Origin of the sequence: Nocardioides sp. NPDC101246 (genome assembly GCF_044767415.1) — a bacterium.
Classification (GTDB): Bacteria; Actinomycetota; Actinomycetes; order Propionibacteriales; family Nocardioidaceae; genus Nocardioides.
The window spans coordinates 72,926-89,589 of the sequence record NZ_JBIWNX010000009.1 but is presented as its reverse complement, the minus strand read 5'-3'; the positions used below and the strand labels follow the sequence as shown (position 1 = coordinate 89,589).

The 16,664-nt window shown below is 68.9% G+C and carries 17 protein-coding genes and 1 pseudogene; 11 read left to right on the top strand and 7 right to left on the bottom strand.

What is annotated here, in order from left to right; all coding sequences use genetic code 11:
- Positions 1-27: 27 nt before the first annotated feature.
- Together ACIRON_RS17840 and ACIRON_RS17835 are read right to left on the bottom strand one after the other, a co-directional pair.
- Positions 28-1,419: a purine-cytosine permease family protein gene (locus ACIRON_RS17840; protein ID WP_402993913.1), complete on the bottom strand. Its 1,392-nt coding sequence runs from the start codon at positions 1,417-1,419 to the stop codon at positions 28-30.
- A gap of 156 nt (positions 1,420-1,575) precedes the next feature.
- Positions 1,576-1,980 carry a hypothetical protein gene (locus tag ACIRON_RS17835; RefSeq protein ID WP_402993911.1) on the bottom strand — a complete coding sequence of 135 codons (405 nt, stop codon included), beginning with the start codon at positions 1,978-1,980 and terminating at the stop codon, positions 1,576-1,578.
- Between the two features lie 162 nt (positions 1,981-2,142).
- Here ACIRON_RS17835 and ACIRON_RS17830 point away from each other — a divergent pair.
- The 5 genes and pseudogenes from ACIRON_RS17830 to ACIRON_RS17810 all read left to right on the top strand — a co-directional run.
- Positions 2,143-2,646 (top strand): annotated as a pseudogene (locus ACIRON_RS17830) (O-acetyl-ADP-ribose deacetylase); the annotation flags it as partial.
- A complete protein-coding gene (locus ACIRON_RS17825; protein ID WP_402994262.1) occupies positions 2,626-3,033 on the top strand; it encodes a DUF6508 domain-containing protein in 408 nt (135 codons plus the stop codon). The pseudogene ACIRON_RS17830 and the gene ACIRON_RS17825, both read left to right, overlap by 21 nt.
- 380 nt (positions 3,034-3,413) lie before the next feature.
- Entirely contained in the window at positions 3,414-4,688 is a 1,275-nt protein-coding gene (locus ACIRON_RS17820) for a DUF222 domain-containing protein (protein ID WP_402993909.1), read from the top strand.
- Positions 4,689-4,743: 55 nt separating this feature from the next.
- Positions 4,744-5,367 (top strand): flavin reductase family protein, encoded by a 624-nt coding sequence (locus ACIRON_RS17815; protein ID WP_091046910.1) that lies wholly within the window; start codon positions 4,744-4,746, stop codon positions 5,365-5,367.
- Positions 5,368-5,498: 131 nt separating this feature from the next.
- A complete protein-coding gene (locus tag ACIRON_RS17810; protein WP_402993906.1) occupies positions 5,499-6,779 on the top strand; it encodes a PHB depolymerase family esterase in 1,281 nt (426 codons plus the stop codon).
- 8 nt (positions 6,780-6,787) lie between these two features.
- Here ACIRON_RS17810 and ACIRON_RS17805 read toward each other — a convergent pair whose 3' ends face one another.
- Positions 6,788-7,747: a calcium/sodium antiporter gene (locus ACIRON_RS17805; protein WP_402993904.1), complete on the bottom strand. Its 960-nt coding sequence runs from the start codon at positions 7,745-7,747 to the stop codon at positions 6,788-6,790.
- A gap of 292 nt (positions 7,748-8,039) precedes the next feature.
- On the opposite strand from ACIRON_RS17805, the gene nhaC reads away from it, so the two are divergent.
- Genes nhaC through ACIRON_RS17790 form a run of 3 tightly spaced genes read left to right on the top strand, consistent with a single transcriptional unit; the run spans position 8,040 to position 10,779 of the window.
- Complete coding sequence (nhaC, locus tag ACIRON_RS17800) at positions 8,040-9,512, top strand: Na+/H+ antiporter NhaC (RefSeq protein ID WP_402993902.1); 1,473 nt, start codon at positions 8,040-8,042, stop codon at positions 9,510-9,512.
- Entirely contained in the window at positions 9,509-10,411 is a 903-nt protein-coding gene (locus tag ACIRON_RS17795; RefSeq protein ID WP_402993900.1) for an META domain-containing protein, read from the top strand. The genes nhaC and ACIRON_RS17795 overlap by 4 nt, the downstream gene beginning before the upstream one ends.
- A 56-nt stretch (positions 10,412-10,467) precedes the next feature.
- Positions 10,468-10,779, top strand: coding sequence for a hypothetical protein (locus ACIRON_RS17790; protein ID WP_402993898.1), 312 nt, complete (start codon positions 10,468-10,470; stop codon positions 10,777-10,779).
- A 5-nt stretch (positions 10,780-10,784) separates the two neighbouring features.
- Here ACIRON_RS17790 and ACIRON_RS17785 read toward each other — a convergent pair whose 3' ends face one another.
- Positions 10,785-11,171 (bottom strand): nuclear transport factor 2 family protein, encoded by a 387-nt coding sequence (locus ACIRON_RS17785; RefSeq protein ID WP_402993896.1) that lies wholly within the window; start codon positions 11,169-11,171, stop codon positions 10,785-10,787.
- Between the two features lie 35 nt (positions 11,172-11,206).
- Complete coding sequence (locus tag ACIRON_RS17780) at positions 11,207-11,677, bottom strand: hypothetical protein (protein ID WP_402993895.1); 471 nt, start codon at positions 11,675-11,677, stop codon at positions 11,207-11,209.
- A gap of 17 nt (positions 11,678-11,694) precedes the next feature.
- On the opposite strand from ACIRON_RS17780, the gene ACIRON_RS17775 reads away from it, so the two are divergent.
- Both ACIRON_RS17775 and ACIRON_RS17770 read left to right on the top strand, forming a co-directional pair.
- The gene (locus ACIRON_RS17775) at positions 11,695-12,804 is read left to right on the top strand and encodes an FAD-dependent monooxygenase (RefSeq protein ID WP_402993893.1); all 1,110 of its coding nucleotides are present in this window, start codon (positions 11,695-11,697) and stop codon (positions 12,802-12,804) included.
- A 41-nt stretch (positions 12,805-12,845) separates the two neighbouring features.
- The gene (locus ACIRON_RS17770) at positions 12,846-13,592 is read left to right on the top strand and encodes a DoxX family protein (protein WP_402993891.1); all 747 of its coding nucleotides are present in this window, start codon (positions 12,846-12,848) and stop codon (positions 13,590-13,592) included.
- Positions 13,593-13,623: 31 nt separating this feature from the next.
- On the opposite strand, the gene ACIRON_RS17765 is transcribed toward ACIRON_RS17770, so the two are convergent.
- Both ACIRON_RS17765 and ACIRON_RS17760 read right to left on the bottom strand, forming a co-directional pair.
- Positions 13,624-13,809 (bottom strand): hypothetical protein, encoded by a 186-nt coding sequence (locus ACIRON_RS17765; RefSeq protein WP_402993890.1) that lies wholly within the window; start codon positions 13,807-13,809, stop codon positions 13,624-13,626.
- A 25-nt stretch (positions 13,810-13,834) separates the two neighbouring features.
- Complete coding sequence (locus tag ACIRON_RS17760) at positions 13,835-15,088, bottom strand: aspartate aminotransferase family protein (RefSeq protein WP_402993888.1); 1,254 nt, start codon at positions 15,086-15,088, stop codon at positions 13,835-13,837.
- 108 nt (positions 15,089-15,196) lie between these two features.
- On the opposite strand from ACIRON_RS17760, the gene ACIRON_RS17755 reads away from it, so the two are divergent.
- Positions 15,197-16,663 (top strand): NAD-dependent succinate-semialdehyde dehydrogenase, encoded by a 1,467-nt coding sequence (locus ACIRON_RS17755; RefSeq protein WP_402993887.1) that lies wholly within the window; start codon positions 15,197-15,199, stop codon positions 16,661-16,663.
- Position 16,664 lies beyond the last annotated feature (1 nt).

The window sequence follows — 16,664 nt, the reverse complement described above, 5'->3', positions numbered from 1 at the left end:
CTCCCCGCCGTGGGAGTGCTGGGTGCCTCAGGCGTGCGAGGCGAGCGCCAGCTCGCTCGGGGCGAGCTTGCGGCCGCGCGCGAGCAGGTAGTAGATCGGCGCGGTGGCGACCAGGCCGATGATCCAGCTCAGGTCGGCGCCGTCGAGCTTGTCCGCGACCGGCCCGGTGTAGAGCGGCGTCGCCATGAACGGGATCTGGACGACGATGCCGATCACGTAGGCGAGGATCGCCTGGCCGTTGAAGCGACCGTAGATGCCGCCGTCGGCCGCGAAGATCGAGTCGAGGTCGTAGTTGCCGCGGTGGATCAGGTAGAAGTCGATCAGGTTGATCGCGGTCCACGGGACCAGCACGACGAGCAGCGCGAGCACGATGTCGACGAAGTGCGAGATGAAGTTGCCGGAGACGCCGATGGCGAAGTACGTCGAGGCGGCCATCACCAGCAGCGACAGCACCACGCGGCTGCGCGCGGTCGGGATCCAGCTGGCGAGGAAGGTCTGCACGCAGGTGATCATCGAGAGCACGGTGCCGTAGAGGTTGAGCGCGTTGTGGCTGATCACCGAGAGCAGGAACAGGATGAGCAGCGGCGTACCGAACGCACCGGTGGTGTCGCGGACCCCGGTCATCACCTCGACGCCCGGCTTCATCGCCAGCGCCACGATCGCGCCGAAGACGAACGGCAGGATCGAGCCGAGGGTGCAGCCGAGGTAGGTGGCGGTGAAGGTCGCCTTCACCCCGACGCTCGCCGGCAGGTAGCGCGAGTAGTCCGAGACGTACGGCGCGAACGCGATCTGCCACAGGGCACCCAGCGACACCGTCGCGAGGAACCCGGCGGTGCTGTAGCCGCCCTGCGTCCAGAAGCCCGCGGGCACGCCGGCGACGAAGATCGCGACGGTGCCGAGCACGATGCCGATGCCGAGGACCCAGGTGGCGACCTTGTTGAGCGAGTGGATCACCTTGTAGCCGATCACGGCGATCAGGCCCGAGCCGAGCGCGCCCAGAACGATGCCCGCCTCGACCGGGATCGGATCGGCGATGCCGTGCAGCGACTGGCCCGCGAGGACGATGTTGGAGGCGAAGAAGGCCAGGTACATCACGGCCGCGATCACCACGACGATCAGTGCCCCGTAGGAGCCGAACTGGCCGCGGCTCTGGATCATCTGCGGGATGCCCATCTGCGGGCCCTGGGCCGAGTGCAGCGCCATGAAGACGCCGCCCACGAGGTGGCCGACCACGATGGCCACGACGCACCAGAACAGATCGAGCCCGAAGACGGTGACGCCGGCGGCACCGGTGACGACGGGCAGGGGAGCGATGTTCGTCCCGAACCACAGGGTGAAGAGGTCGCGTACCTTGCCATGGCGGTCCTCGGGTGGGACGTAGCCGATGGTGTGCTTCTCGACGACTGGCTGGTCTGGCATGTTTTCATTCTCCAAAGGGTGTGAGGCGCACCACCAATGGTCGTGACCCTCGGGTTCCTCTGGCAAACGAATCCTTTTGGCTTAATGCATCGGCAGAATCGATGACTGCGGGAACGGGGTGGCCGGCTGCAGCGATCCGGTGCCCCGGAATCCTGGTTACCGGAGGAGCTTCACCGAGTTGATCGGTGTGATCGAACCCTCCCAGACCTGCCCGGCGGGGATGGTGATCGCACAGTTGGTGCCGCCGTACCCGTAGCACAGCTGGACTCGGGCACCGCCCCACTGGCAGTTCACGACTCGCCGCTCGCCGAACTCGTTGGTGAGGTTGTAGGAGCCGTAGTTGTACCACCGGTGCTGGTTCACCCAGCGCCCGATCTTGATCGGCGCGGACGGGTCGTCGACCACATAGACCTGCATGTAGGCGTTGCCGTCAGGCGCCGCGGCGCAGCCGGGATCGACGTACATCGCCGAAGCCGAGGGGGCCGTGGCGACGGTGAGGCCGAACGTGGCAAGAGCCCCGAGGAGGGCCGCCAGGGTGTAGTGAGCGATGCGTGTCTTCATGGGGCCACTATCTGGTCGTCGGCTGTCAGATATCTGTCACGGTCGTACGTGGGACGCCTTCGGGCGGCCGTCATTACGCCGAAGCGCTATCGCACACCTTCGTTGCTTGCGGTGGTAGTGCACAGACGACCGCCGAATGGACCGGTCATCTAGATTGACGGAGTGAGGATCACGGTCGTACGCGGCGACATCACCGAGCAGCAGGTCGACGCGGTCGTGAACGCCGCCAACTCCTCCCTGCTGGGCGGGGGAGGGGTCGACGGGGCGATCCACCGGCGAGGCGGCCCGGCGATCCTCGAGGAGTGCCGACGGCTGCGGGCCGGGCACCTCGGTGGTGGGCTGCCGGTCGGCGAGGCGGTCGCGACGACCGCCGGCGACCTGCCCGCGCGGTGGGTCATCCACACGGTCGGCCCGGTCCACACCGACTGCGAGGACAACATCGGGCCGCTGGCCTCGTGCTTTCGCGAGTCGCTGCGGGTGGCCGACGAGCTCGGGGCGCGCACGGTGGCCTTCCCGGCGATCTCGACCGGTGTCTACCGCTACCCGCTCGAGGAGGCCGCGTACGTCTCCTTGTGGACCCTCGCCCGGACCCCGACCTCGGTCGACGAGGTGCGTGTCGTGCTCTTCGACCAGAAGGCGTACGACATCTTCGACCGCGCCCGCGAGGCCCTCGAACCCTCGGACGCCCAGGTCGAGGCCTGGCTGCGGAGCCTGCCCGACGCGACGTGGCTCGAGCTCTTCGACGCTGCTGATGCGCTGACGGACGAGGACCGTGACGTCGCCCGGCCTGTCTACCCCGACCGCGTCCGCAGGCTCTATCGATCGCTTCCGGGGGCGTCGGTCGACTGGATGAAGTGGATGCGCGGGAATCCGCTGGTCTCGGATCCTTCGATGCTTGCCGGCGCGCCGGTTGCTGATGCTGCTCGGTTGGCGACCGTGTACGTCCGGGGTGAGAGGTTCAACGATGGTGTGTTCGGGCGGGCGGTTCAGGATGGTTCTGTTGACGCGGTCGTCCGTCGGTTGCGGGTGTGGGTTCGTCAGGGTGGCTGTTGAGGGGCTGTTGTTTCGTGGTTGGGGTGAGCCGCCGACCCTTGCTTTGAGGGTGTTCTCGATCTGGTCCGGCGTCAAGGACGCCCTTCGGGCGCCGGCTTCGCCGGCCGCTTCGCGGTCCTGGACTCCGGACCAGATCGAGAAAAGATTTGGCTGGCTATCGGGGCGGCGGCCCGGGTGTGGCGCAGCGGAAACCTTCCGGGATTGGTGGGGCTTGTGGGGGTGTTGGGTGGCCCTTCGGGCCACTTACCATCCACAGAAGCGAGGTCGTTCGCTGACCGCGAAACTGGCTTCTGACCTGCACCTATAGGTGGCTAGGTATCCCTTGAAAGCGTAGAATCAGACCCATCACGACACGCCCCGCCTATGGGGGAGGGATCACGATGAGTCTGGACCGCGACGTCGACCACTGGGGCAGCCACCCCGGTGATGCGATCGACACCGCTCTGGCCGCTATCGAGTCCTCCCTCCATGACCTACTTGCGAGTGATCCGGTCTATTGGCGCACCAGCCAGAAGAAGGATCTGCTGACCAGGTTGGAGACGATCCAGACCCAGCAGGCCGCATTGCGGCTGCGAGTGCTGGCCACGGCCGGTGACATCGCCGAAGAGACCGGTGACCGGGACGCCTCTGCCTGGATGCGTGCCGAGCTCTTGGTCGACAAGGCCGTGGCCCGGTCGCAGATCAAGCTCGCCACCAAGGTCGCCCAGTACGAGCTCGTCGCCGACGGTCTCGCCCAGGGTGTGGTCTCCCCGGACAAGGCCCGGGTGATCACGAAGGCGTTGGACAAGATCGAGGCCGACCCGGTCGCTAGCGCCGAGGACCTGGTCCTGGCCGAGAAACTGCTCGTGGACTACGCCACCAGGCTGACCGCGAACGAGTTGGCGATCATGGGCAGGAAGATCCTGGCCGAGATCGACCCGGCCCGGTTCGAAGACGCCGAAGCCCAGGCCCTCCTCGCTGAGGAGGAACGCGCCCAGCAGAGGACCGCGTTGCGGGTGTGGGACAACCACGACGGCACCGTCGGGTTCGACGGTGTCTTGCCGGTCTCGGTCGGGATGCGGTTCAAACGGCTGGTCGAGGCCTATGCCCAGCCCCGCAAACAACAGCTCGTCGACAAGGGTGCCCCGCTGCCGCGGTGGGAACGACTCATGGGCCAGGGGTTCTCGCGGCTGCTGGAGACCATCGACCCCACCACCCTGCCCCGCCACGGCGGCGACGCCACCGTGGTCAACGTCGTCATCTCCCTCGAGGAGCTTCGCAAAGACCTCGGCACCGCCACCCTGGGCTATGACGAGACCAACGGCACCACCATCACCGCCGCCGAAGCCCGACGGATGGCGTGCAACGCCACCATCATCCCCTGGGTGCTGGGCGGTGACGGTGAGGTCCTCGATGCCGGCCGAGCCAGCAGGTTCTTCCAACCCATCCAACGCAAAGCACTCCGACTGCAGGCCAAGTGCTGCCAAGCCGAGGGCTGCGACATGCCACCGGAGTGGTGCGACGCCCACCACCTCGACCCCTGGGCAGCGGGCGGGAAGACCGACCTGAAGGACGGGGCGTTGTTGTGCCAGCATCATCACCGCCTGGCGCACGCCCCGGCGTATGTCCATGAGCGGTTGCCGGATGGCACGATCCGATTCACCCGCCGGCCCTGACTGCGCCGTCGGATACCCGCCGGAAGTCGTCCGCGTCGGACCCTAGGTTCGAGGCATGAGTACGCATGTCGACATCGATCCGGCCATCCTCTACTTCGGCACGCCGGTGGTGGTGCTCTCGACACTCAACGAGGACGGCACCACGAACCTGATGCCGATGTCGTCGGTCTTCTGGCTGGGACGTACGGCGGTGCTCGGGATCGGGGCGTCGTCGCAGACGGCGCTCAACGTGCGGGAGCGGCCGGAGATCGTCCTCAACCTCCCGAGCGTCGACCTGGTCACCGAGGTCGACCGGCTCGCGCTGAGCACGGGCAACGCAGCGATGTCGGCGGCGAAGGCGGAGCGGGGATACGTGCACGTGTCGGACAAGTACGCACACGCCGGGCTGACCGCGTACGGCTCGGACACCGTGCTGCCGACGTCGGTCGCGGAGTGTCCGGTGCACATCGAGGGGACGGTGCGAGCGTTGCACGAGCTCGGGGAGCCGAAGTTGCTGGCGGTGGAGGTCGCGGTGACCGCGGTGCGGGTTGCGCCCGATCTGCGCCTCGAGGGTCATCCCCACCGGATCGACCCGGATCGCTGGCGGCCACTGGTGATGAGCTTCCAGCAGTTCTACGGGCTGGGGGAGCGGGTCCATCCGTCGCGGCTGGCGAGCATCGACGAGGAGCTCTACCGGTGACCGGCGCCGGATCGACACGTCCGAGCGCAGGAATGTGGTGCGGGTCGACATAGACCTGTGGTGACCGTCACATCTACCGTCGATCTGCCTGCCGGGAGACGGCGGGCGGGGCTCCCACAGGAGGATCGGTCATGCGTCTCGGGTCACGGATCTCGTCCAGGTTTCGGCAGCTGCGGCAGCAACGGATCGGCGCCGCGATCGCGGGCCTCGGACTGGTGCTGGCGGGCGGAGCGGTCGTGGCGGTCGCCTCGGCCGAGAGCTCGACGGCCGCGGCGGGGACGTGGTCGGCTCGGACAGCAGGCGGGATGACGACCCAGCTGTACGTCCCCGGCACCGCGCCGACGCTCGGCACCGGGCGCGCGCTCATGGTCAGTCTGCACGGCTGCGTCCAGACCTCGGCCGCTCTCCGCGACGGCGGCAACTGGGCAGCGACCGCGGATGCGCGCGGCATGGTCGTGGCGATCCCCGCGGCGCCGAATGGCGGCGTACTCCTCGGGTGCTGGGACTACTACGACAGCAACCACTCCCGGACCTCGCCGGGGCGGCACGACGACAACCTCCTCCAGCTGGTCAGCGACCTGCTGGCCGACCCGGCGCTCGACATCGACCCCGACCAGGTCTATCTGTCCGGGCTGTCCTCGGGCGGCGGCGAGACGATGGTGATGGGCTGCCTCGCGCCCGACGTGTTCGCCGGGATCGGGATCAACGCCGGCCCCTCGGTCGGGACGACGTCGGGGCAGATCGGGTCCGTGGCGGTGACGCAGTCGCAGGTGACCAACACCTGCCGGACCTTCGCCGGCTCCGCTTCCTCGGGGTTCGGCAGCCAGGTCACCTCGGTGATCTACGGCTCCAACGACACCACCGTCGCGCCCGGCTACAACACCCTGAACGCGCAGGTCATGGCCGGGATCTACGGCGCCTCGTCACAGTCCTCGTTCTCCCTGTCCGGGCTGGCCGGGAACAACAAGGCCGGCTCCGGCACGCTCTGGTCGGACGGCAACGGTCCGCGGGTGTCCTTGATCCAGAACACCGGGATGGGACACAACTGGCCGGCCGGCGGCGGCCCCGGGGGCTCGTACGTCACGACGAACTCGATCGACTACCCGGCGTACGTCACCGACTTCTTCTTCGACAACAACCGCCGGGTCGAGCGGGGCACGGAGCCGACCGACCCGCCGACGGATCCGCCGACGGAGGAGCCGACCGACCCGCCGACCGAGCCGGGCCTCTACTGCGGCTCGGCGACCAACGCCCAGCACGAGGCTGCCGGGCGAGCCCACTCGTACGGCACCAACCCCTACAACCCCTTCTACGCCGAGGTCTCGGAGGACTACCTGGGTCAGGGCGACGCCACCGTGACGACCCTCCAGGAGTCGGCGGGCGGCCGCTTCGACGTGGTCACGGCGTGCTGACGTACCTATCAGGTACGTGTCAGGAGTAGCCACACCAGGTAACCGACGTAGGTGGCGACGAACAGCCCGCCCTCTGCTCGGGTGATCCGGGCGCCGCTCACGAGAACTGGCAACGCGGCCGCCATGGCGGCCACGAGGAGGACGAGATCGGCGTTGAGCACCTCCTCGGAGACTGGAACGCCGTTGGGTGCGATCAGGACGGTCAGACCCAGTACTGCCGCGATGTTGTAGATGCTCGACCCAAGGAGGTTGCCGATCGCGATATCCCGGTTACCCCGAATGGTCGACATGATGGTGGTGATGAGCTCGGGTGCGGACGTGCCTATCGCGATGATCGTGAGTCCGACGACCGCGTCGCTGATGCCTAACGCGTTGGCGGCGGACACGGCCCCTTCGACGAGCAGTTCGGCGCCGAGGACGACCAACGCGAGCCCGAGCACGAGTGACAGACCGATGCGTGTCAGCCGTTGCTCCGAGGACGCCGAGACACTGCCTGTGTAGTCCTCCTGGACGTCCGTCGTCTCACGGCGGCTGACATACAGCAGACCTAGTGTGTAGGCGACTGCGCCCGCCACGAGGAGGGCGCCGTCGAGACGAGTGAGAATGCCGTCGAGGGACAAGAGGTAGAGGACGAGCGTCGAGGCGATCATCGCGGGCAGGTCGAACTTGAGCGTTCTTCGGTCGATCGCGATCGGGATGAGCAGGGCGCTGAGTCCGAGGATGAACAGAAAGTTCAGGAGGTTGGTGCCGACTATGTTGCCGACCGCGAGGTTGGGGCTGTCGTTCACCGCCGCGTCGATCCCGATGGCGAGCTCGGGCACGCTCGTGCCGACCGACACGACAGTCAGCCCGATGATGATCGGGCGAACTGAGAGCCTGGTGGCCAGGCCGGTCCCGGCACGGACGACGAGTTCTGCACCTCCGAGAAGGGCGAGCAGCCCACCGACGACCAGCAGGGCGTCAGACATTGACGGACCAGCGAGTGCGGCTGGAACAGATCGCCATGAACAATCCTTAGCACACCGCGACCGTGCTGCGCCGCCACTCCAGTCCGGCGTCGTGACCGTCGAACTCAACTATTCGGGCAGAGCTCTGCGAACGAATGGGCGACGTGTGATCTCCCTCGATTTCAGTGCGACCTGGTTTATGCTCATACAGCATCAGCGCGGCACGTCAAGTCCTCGACTCTGGTGAGGCTTGCATCCACACCCACGAGACCGCGCCGCCGCGCACAGTCTGGGATCCCTGGGGGTGAGCTCAGTGTCGAAGGAACGCGTGGTCCGTGGTCGCCAGCCCTCCTTGATCGATTCCCTCCTGCCCTTGGCGGCCCTGGCGCTCCTGATCGGCGGAGCGCTCACGCTGTTCGGCCTCGACGCCCTTGACGGGCCGATCCAAGTGGCGCTGATGCTCTGTTGCGCGATCGCTGCGTTGATCGCGATGAAGAACGGACACGACTTCGCCGCCGTCCAGGAGACCGGCAGAGGCGCACTGGCCTCGGTGACCAGCGCGATCTTCATCCTGCTGGCGGTGGGCGCCCTGATCGGCGTGTGGAACCTCAGCGGCACCATCCCGACGCTGGTCTACTACGGGATCCAGATCCTCTCCCCGGGCTGGTACTACGTCGCCACCGCCGTCATCTGCGGGGTGGTGGCGCTCTGCATCGGCAGCTCGTGGACCACCGCGGCCACGATCGGCGTCGGACTGGTCGGCATCGCCGGCTTGATCGGGGTGTCCCCGGAGATCACCGCCGGCGCGGTGATCTCCGGCGCCTACCTCGGCGACAAGACCTCACCGCTGTCGGAGACGACGATCCTGACCGCGCAGATCGTCGGTGTCGACGTACACGAGCACATCCGCCGCCAGGTCTGGACGTCGGTGCCGGCGTTCCTCATCGCGCTCGTCGTGTTCACGGTTCTCGGTGTCACCGGATCCGACACGGTCAGCCAGGCCGAGACCGACTCCGACCTGTCCCGCCTCGACGAGGTCTTCTGGATCACGCCGCTCGCGCTGCTGCCCATAGTACTGCTGGGGTATCTGTCGATCCGGAAGGTGCCGGCCTCGATAGCCCTGCTCGCGTCCACCCTGTTCGCCGGAGTGCTCGGCGCCCTCCTGCAGCCCGGCGTGTACGCCGACTTCGTTGCCGGCGCCGGGAACGTCGTCGTGGAGTCGGTCAAGGCGGTCTGGCTGGCGATGGCAAACGGCTTCTCGATCGCCACCGGCATTCCCGATGTCGACCGGCTGCTCTCGCGCGGTGGCATGGACAGCATGCTGCTGACGATCTGGCTGATTCTCGGGGCGGTCACGTTCGGGGCGTTGCTGGAGGAGTTCGGACTGATCGACCGACTGGTGCAGCCCATGATCCGGGCCGCGCGGTCGACCGGGCGCCTGTTCCTCACCGTGTTCGCCTGCGCCTTCGGGCTGAACGTGGTCGCTGGTGACCAGTACATCGCGCTGGTGCTGCCCAGCCGGATCTTCCGTGCCGAGTTCGCCCGCCGTGGGCTCGCGCCGACGAACCTGTCCCGGCTCGCCGCGGACAGCGGCACGGTCACCTCGCCACTCGTCCCGTGGAACTCCTGCGGCGCCTTCATGGGCGCAACTCTCGGCGTCTCCACGCTGCTGTACCTCCCGTACGCCGTCTTCTGCTACGCCAGCCCCGCGCTGAGCGTGCTGTACGGCGTCACTGGCTTCCGCGTCGAAAAGATCGAGCCGACACAACTCGAGGAGAAGGAATGAGCACGAAGACCGAGACGGCGCCGACGGCCGTCGCGAAGATGAGCCTGCCCACGCTGACCGCGATGGCCGGCCGGCGGACCACGGACGCCCTGGTGCTCGGGGCCGTCCTCGTCCTCGTTCTCGGCGTGCTCACCGGCTGCGGGAGCTCCGGTGACACGTCGGGCGAGGAGCCGACCACGACCGCAGGGGAGTCGCCGGCGGCGGTGGACGCAGCGGCCCTCGAGGGGGCGACGTACGAGTCCACGTCGGTGGAGGGCCACGACCTGGTCGAGGGGTCGACCATCCAGCTGGCGTTCGAGGACGACACGATGTCGGTTTCGGCCGGGTGCAACACCCTGTTCGGCTCGTACGCCGTGACCGACGGGACGCTCGCCTGGACCGGGCCACCGGCCAGCTCGATGATGGCCTGTTCACCGGAGCTGGACGAGCAGGATCGGTGGCTGACCGACCTGTTCACCAACGGGATGCAGGGCACGGGCGACAAGACCACCCTGACCCTGACCGACGGAACCGTCACGATCCAGTTCGCCAGCACCTCCGCCCCACCCCTCGACACCCTGCTCGGCAAGGTCTGGACGGTCGTCGGCACGATCGCCGACGGTGCGACCGCGCGGCTCCCGGTGAACACGCGCCGCCCGTGGCTGACCGTCGGTGGGGATGGGCTCTCCCGCCTCTTCACCGGCTGCAACAGCGGACGCACGACAGTGCGGGTCGTGGACGACCAGATCGCCTTCGGCCCCGCCACCGTGACACGCGGCAGTTGCCAAGGGGCCGCGCGACTCAACGAGGAGGCCGTCCTCGCGGTCGTCGACGACCAGACCACCGACCACGTCGAGTTCAACGGGAACGTGCTGATCGTGACCGTCGGCGACAAGGGGCTCGTCTTCCAGATCCGCTGACGCCCGTCCGGCGTGGCTGACGTACGCTTCTTCTCCCGACGAGAACGAGGTGCAGCATGACGGCGAGCAGGTCCGCTCGAGAGCGGAAGGCAGCCGCGCAGGCCGGGTCCCTGGCCACCGTGAAGATCGACCTCGACGCGCAGGAGCAGTTCGTCTACAAGATCACCTGCACCGAGTGCGTCGTCAGGGACAGGATCAAGTGGGCGACCTATCGCGCCGGTGAGGACAACGGCTTCATGGCGGCGATGGACCGCTGGATCTTCCATCTGACGCAGAAGCATCCCGAGGCGGACGCGCCGTGCCTGAAGTTCCTGCCCGAGGCTGAGCAGCGGCTGCAGGAGCGACGGGAACGGCGCTCGTCCGACTGAGGGTCTCAGCCCCTCAGGGCGGCGGCCTTGATCTCCTCGAACTGCTCGCCCATCCGGGTGGCGAGGGCCTCGGCGGCACGCAGCGGGCGGACCATCACCTTGAAGTCGACGATCCGGCCCTCCTCATCGTAGGTGAGGAAGTCGCAGCCGTTGAGGTCGAGATCGTCGACCTTGGCGGTGAACTCATAGGCGTGGTGGGTGCCGTCGTGGATCTCGCGCACGTAGGTGAAGTCCTCGAACACCTTCACCACGGCGCGCAGGATCGCTGAGGTGATCGCCCGGCCGGGGTAGGGCTTGAACGCGACCGGGCTGGTGAACACGACGTCGTCGGCGAGCATCGCCTCCACGGCGTCCATGTCCTTGGCCTCGATCGCCTCACGGAAGGTGGTCATCTGGGCTCCTCCTGGGTCGGGTGATGGAGGAGAGCCTAGAGGGACGGGTGGCGCGAGGTGTTCTGCGGCAGGCTCCGGTCCCGGCTGTCGAGGGCGTAGCCGAGCGCGATCCCGACCGCCGCGGGAGCGAGGACGAGGCCGGCGACGAACGGAGTCAGGTACCGCAGGTCGCTCCACAGGACGCCGAGGTCTCGGCCCTCCTCGAACCAGATCTTGAGCGGTCCGCTGAGACCGACCACGAGGGCGACCACGGCCCAGCGCACGAACACGGGCGGCAGGACGGTCGAGTGGTAGCCGTCCCACAGACCCCAGGCCCCGGAGACGACGATCAGGGCCGCGAAGTAGATCAGGCCGGCACCGATGTCGGCGTCCTCGGTGGGGAAGAAGTTGGTCATCACGATCGAGTAGAGGAGGCTGGCGCCGAGGATCGCGCCGAGACGTACGAGGAGCTTCATGTCCCCAGCCTCCCCGATCGAGGCGCCGGGCGCATGAGTGCGAGTACTCATCCGGTTAGATTCGAGGCGTGAACAGCTCAGCGGGTCGGCGTGCTCTGGTGGTCGGTGCGGGGATCGGCGGGCTCACCGCGGCGCTCGCGATGTCGCGCGTGGGGTGGCAGGTGAGCGTGCTGGAGCGCGCCCCGGAGCTCGGCGAGGTCGGGGCCGGCCTCTCGATCTGGCCGCGGGCGTGGAAGATCCTCGCCGATCTCGGGGTCGCGGATCGCCTCGTGGACGGGACCCGGCCGGCGATCCAGGCCGGCCTGCGGCGGCCCGACGGTCGCTGGCTGGCGAAGGTGGGTGCCGACGCCGCCGAGCGGACCCCGGTGATGGTGCACCGGGCCCGGCTGCACGAGGCGCTGGTGGCCGAGCTGGGGACGCGCGACGGGATCGAGGTACGCACCGGGGTGACCGTCACCTGTCTGGCTGATCTCGACGACGTCGACGCCCGCGGCCCGGCCGACGTGGTGGTCGCCGCCGACGGGATCCGCAGCACGATCAGGAACGAGCTGCACCAGCGCGATGACGTACGTTATGCCGGCTACACCGCCTACCGCGGCGTGACCGCGGAGCCGGTGCCGGGAGAGGCCTCGACCACTGGTGGGGAGACCTGGGGGACCGGGGTGCGCGTCGGCCACGTCCCGCTGGTGGATGGCCGGACCTACTGGTTCGTGACCGCCAACCGGCCGGCGGGGGAGACGAGCGGGGACCACCACGCCGACGTCACCGCGCTGGTCGGCGACTGGCACGAGCCGATCCCGCAGCTGTTGGCGGCGACCCCGCCGAGCGCCGTGCTCCGCGGAGACATCTGCGATCTGCGGCTGCCGCTGAGGCGGTTCGACCACGGGCGGGTCGTGCTCCTCGGTGATGCCGCGCACGCGACGACCCCCAATCTCGGCCAGGGTGCCTGCGCCGCGATCGAGGATGCCGCCGTGCTGGCCGCGCAGCTCGCCGGCCACGCCCGCATCGAGAGCGCGCTGGTGGCCTACGACCGCACCCGACGGCCCGCGACTCAGCGGCTGGTGCGGGTATCCCGGCTGGTCGGGGTGCTCGGCCAGGTCGAGAACGGCCCGGTGGTGGCGGTTCGTGATGCCGGCCTCGCGGGGCTCGGCGCGGTCGCGGGGCTGCTGAGCAGGTAGGTCGGCGTCACAGTAGTGGGGCCACCGGTGTCTGGATGGCCATGACGACCACCTATCTCACTGTGACCCTGATCGCCTCGATCGCCGCGCTCGGCGGGGCGGTGCTCAACCTGACCGGTCATCGGATACCCGTGACCGAGGCCCGACGGCTCTCGGTGCCGATGGAATGGTTGAGGTTCCCGATCGGGGTGTCGTACGCACTGGGCTTCCTCGGTCTGCTTGTCGGCGTGGCGGTGCCGGCGGTCGGGATCGTCGCCGCCGCGGGTTTCGTGGCCTTCTTCGTGCTCGCGATCGGCGCGCACCTGCGGGTGGGGGACCGCAGCCTGGGGCGCGCCGGGGCCGGTCTCGCACTGGCGTCGGCGACGCTCCTCGTCACCGCCGCGTGGGCGGCGGGGCGGGACGATCTCGGCGGGGTCGTGTCTGCGTACGTCAACGAGCTGCCGGACCCGTGGTGGCCGGTCGTAGTGCTCGCGGTGATCCAGATCGGCGACGCGGCGATGTGCTTCAAGCCGGTCGGCTTCATCGCCCGGTGCTTCACCGACGTCGGGCTGCCGCGGGCGCTGTGGCCGGTGATGCCGTGGGTCAAGGTCGCCGCCACCGCCGGCCTGGTCGCCGGGCTGTGGGTGCCGTACGTCGGGGCGCTGACCAGCGCTGCGCTGGTGGTCTACTTCGTCTGCGCCGTCTCGGCGCACGTCCGGGCCCGCGACTTCGGCCGCAACCTCGCCCTCAACGCCACGTTGTCCCTGGTCATGTGCGTGGCCGTGTTCGTCTTCTGCTTCCTGCGCTGAGCCGGGCCGCGCCGGGCGGTGGACCCCGATGTCACTCCTCGGAGTGACTCCTGACGTGGTCGAGCAGGTCGGCGGCTGCCGAGGTGAAGCGGTCGACCTCCTCGCCGCTGTCACAGGTGCACAGCACGATCGTCACCTCGCCGGCGCGCGGCCAGATCGCCTCCCAGGTCGCGCCGGCCTGCTCCCAGCGGAGCAGGCGTTCGAGGTCGTACGTCATCGGGTGGTCCGTGTGGTCCGTGCGATCAGCCGAGGACGGCGTCGACGGACTGGGCCCAGAGTCCGGCGGCCTCGTCGATGGCCGCGGAGTCCACGACGAGGGCGGGGATGAACCGCACGACCTGGCCCCAGGCGCCGCAGGTGAGCAGCAGCAGGCCCCGCTTGGCGGCCTCCTGCTGGGCCGCGGTGGCGGTGGCGCCGTCGGGTTCACCATCGGGGGTGCGGAACTCGTTGCCGAGCATGAGCCCGAGGCCGCGTACGTCGGTGATCGCCCCGTGCTTGCCGGCGACCTGCTCCAGGGCGGAGCGGAGCTCGGCGCCGCGCTCGGCGGCGTTCTTCACCAGGCCCTCCTCCTCGATGACGTCGAGGGTCGCCAGAGCCGCGGCGGAGGCGACGGCGTTGGCGCCGTAGGTGCCGCCCTGCGAGCCGGGCCAGGCCTTCGACATCAGCTCCTCGCTCGCCGCGATCGCGGACAGCGGGAACCCGGAGGCCAGGCCCTTGGCGGTCATGATGATGTCGGGACGGGAGCCGAAGTGGTCGTGTCCCCAGAACTCGCCGGTGCGGCCGAAGCCGGTCTGCACCTCGTCGATGATGAGCAGGATGCCGTGCCGGTCGGCGCGCTCGCGCAGGCCGTCGAGGAAGGTCTTGTCCGCGGGCACGTAGCCACCCTCGCCGAGGACCGGCTCGACGAGGAACGCGGCGGTGTCGGCCGGCGCGCTCTGGGTCTGCAGCGTGTAGTCGAGCTGGCGCAGCGCGAACTCGGTCGCCTGCTCCTGCGGCCAGCCGAAGTGGGGTGCGTCGGGGAAGGGGGAGACCACGACGCCGGCCATCAGCGGACTGAAGCCGGCGCGGAACTTGGTGCCCGAGGTGGTCATCGAGGCGGCCGCGACGGTCCGGCCGTGGAAGCCGCCGTGGAAGACGACGATGTTGGGTCGGCCGGTGGCCTGGCGGGCCAGCCGGATCGCCGCCTCGGCGGCCTCGGAGCCGGAGTTGGCGAAGAAGAGACTGTCGAGACCGGCCGGGAGGACCGGACCGAGGCGGTCGACCAGGTCGAGGAGCGGGCGGTGCCTGACCGTCGTGTACTGCCCGTGGATCAGGTTGGCGATCTGCCGCTGGGTGGCCTCGACGACCTTCGGGTGGCTGTGTCCGGTGCTGGTCACGCCGATGCCGGCGGTGAAGTCGAGATAGCGGCGGTCGTCCTCGTCGAAGAGCTGGACGCCTTCGCCGCGAGCCGCCACGACCGGGGTTGCCTGCTTGAGGATCGGGGAGAGCTTGGCCACCGTGGACTCCTGTCGATTGTTGACAATCTGACCCGCTACTACACTAGGCCAGCGTTGGCTGGCTGTCAGCCGGACGGCCGGATGCTGACCCTTGGAGGGTGATACGGCATGGGTGGAGAACCGAACGAGGCACGGGTCGTGGCGGGGGTGCCCAAGGAACTCCTCGTCGCAGGTCAGTGGGTGGATGCGAGCGGGGGCGAGACCTTCGACGTACTCGACCCGTCGACGGGGGAGGTGCTCTGCGCCGTCGCCGATGCCACCCCCGAGGACGGACAGCGAGCGCTCGATGCCGCAGCCGGCACCCAGAAGGAGTTCGCCGCGACCGCGCCGAGGGCCCGGGCGGACATGCTGATGGCCGCCTTCGACCTGCTCCACGAGCGGATCGAGGACCTCGCGCTGCTGATGACGCTCGAGATGGGCAAGCCGCTGGCCGAGGCGAAGGGCGAGATCGCGTACGCCGCGGAGTTCTTCCGCCACTTCGCCGAGGAGGCCGTGCGGATCGAGGGTGGCTATCAGACAGCGCCCGCCGGCGGCGCCCGGTTCCTGATCACCAAGCAGCCGGTCGGTCCGGCGCTGCTGATCACGCCGTGGAACTTCCCGATGGCGATGGGCACCCGCAAGATCGGGCCGGCGATCGCGGCCGGCTGCACGAGCATCGTCAAGCCTGCCCAGCAGACACCGCTCTCGATGCTGGCGCTGGGCGAGATCCTGCGCGAGGCAGGCGTGCCCGAGGGGGTTGTCAACATTCTGCCGACCACCAGGCCGGGGGAGCTGACCGAGCCGCTGCTGCGCTCCGGCGTGATCCGCAAGCTCTCCTTCACCGGCTCCACGGCGGTCGGACGCGTGCTGCTCGCCCAGAGCGCGGAGAAGGTGCTGCGTACGTCCATGGAGCTCGGCGGCAACGCCGGCTTCGTCGTCTTCGACGACGCCGACATCGACGAGGCGGTCGCGGGCGCGATGGCCGCGAAGATGCGCAACACGGGCGAGGCGTGCACGGCCGCCAACCGGATCTACGTGCAGCGCTCGGTCATCGAGGAGTTCGGCGACCGGCTCGCCAAGGCGATGTCCGAGCTGCCTGTCGGTCGTGGCGTCGAGGAGGGCGTACGCGTCGGGCCGCTCATCGACGAGGCGGCCAGGGAGAAGGTGCAGACCCTCGTCGACGACGCGGTCGCCGGTGGCGCCCGGGTGCTGACCGGCGGCACGGCCCCCGACGGGCCGGGCTACTTCTACCCGCCGACCGTGCTCACCGGGGTCCCCGCGTCGGCGAAGATGGGCAGCGAGGAGATCTTCGGGCCGGTCGCGCCGCTGACCCCGTTCGACACCGAGGACGAGGTGGTCGCGGCGGTCAACGACACCGAGTACGGCCTGGTCAACTACCTCTTCACCAACGACCTGCGCCGCGGCCTCCGGGTCGCCGAGGCGCTCGAGTCGGGCATGGTCGGGCTCAACCAGGGCGTGGTCTCCAACCCCGCCGCGCCCTTCGGCGGCGTCAAGGCCTCGGGACTGGGGCGGGAGGGCGGGCGTACCGGGATCGAGGAGTTCCTCGAGACGAAGTACGTCGGGATCGCGATGTAGG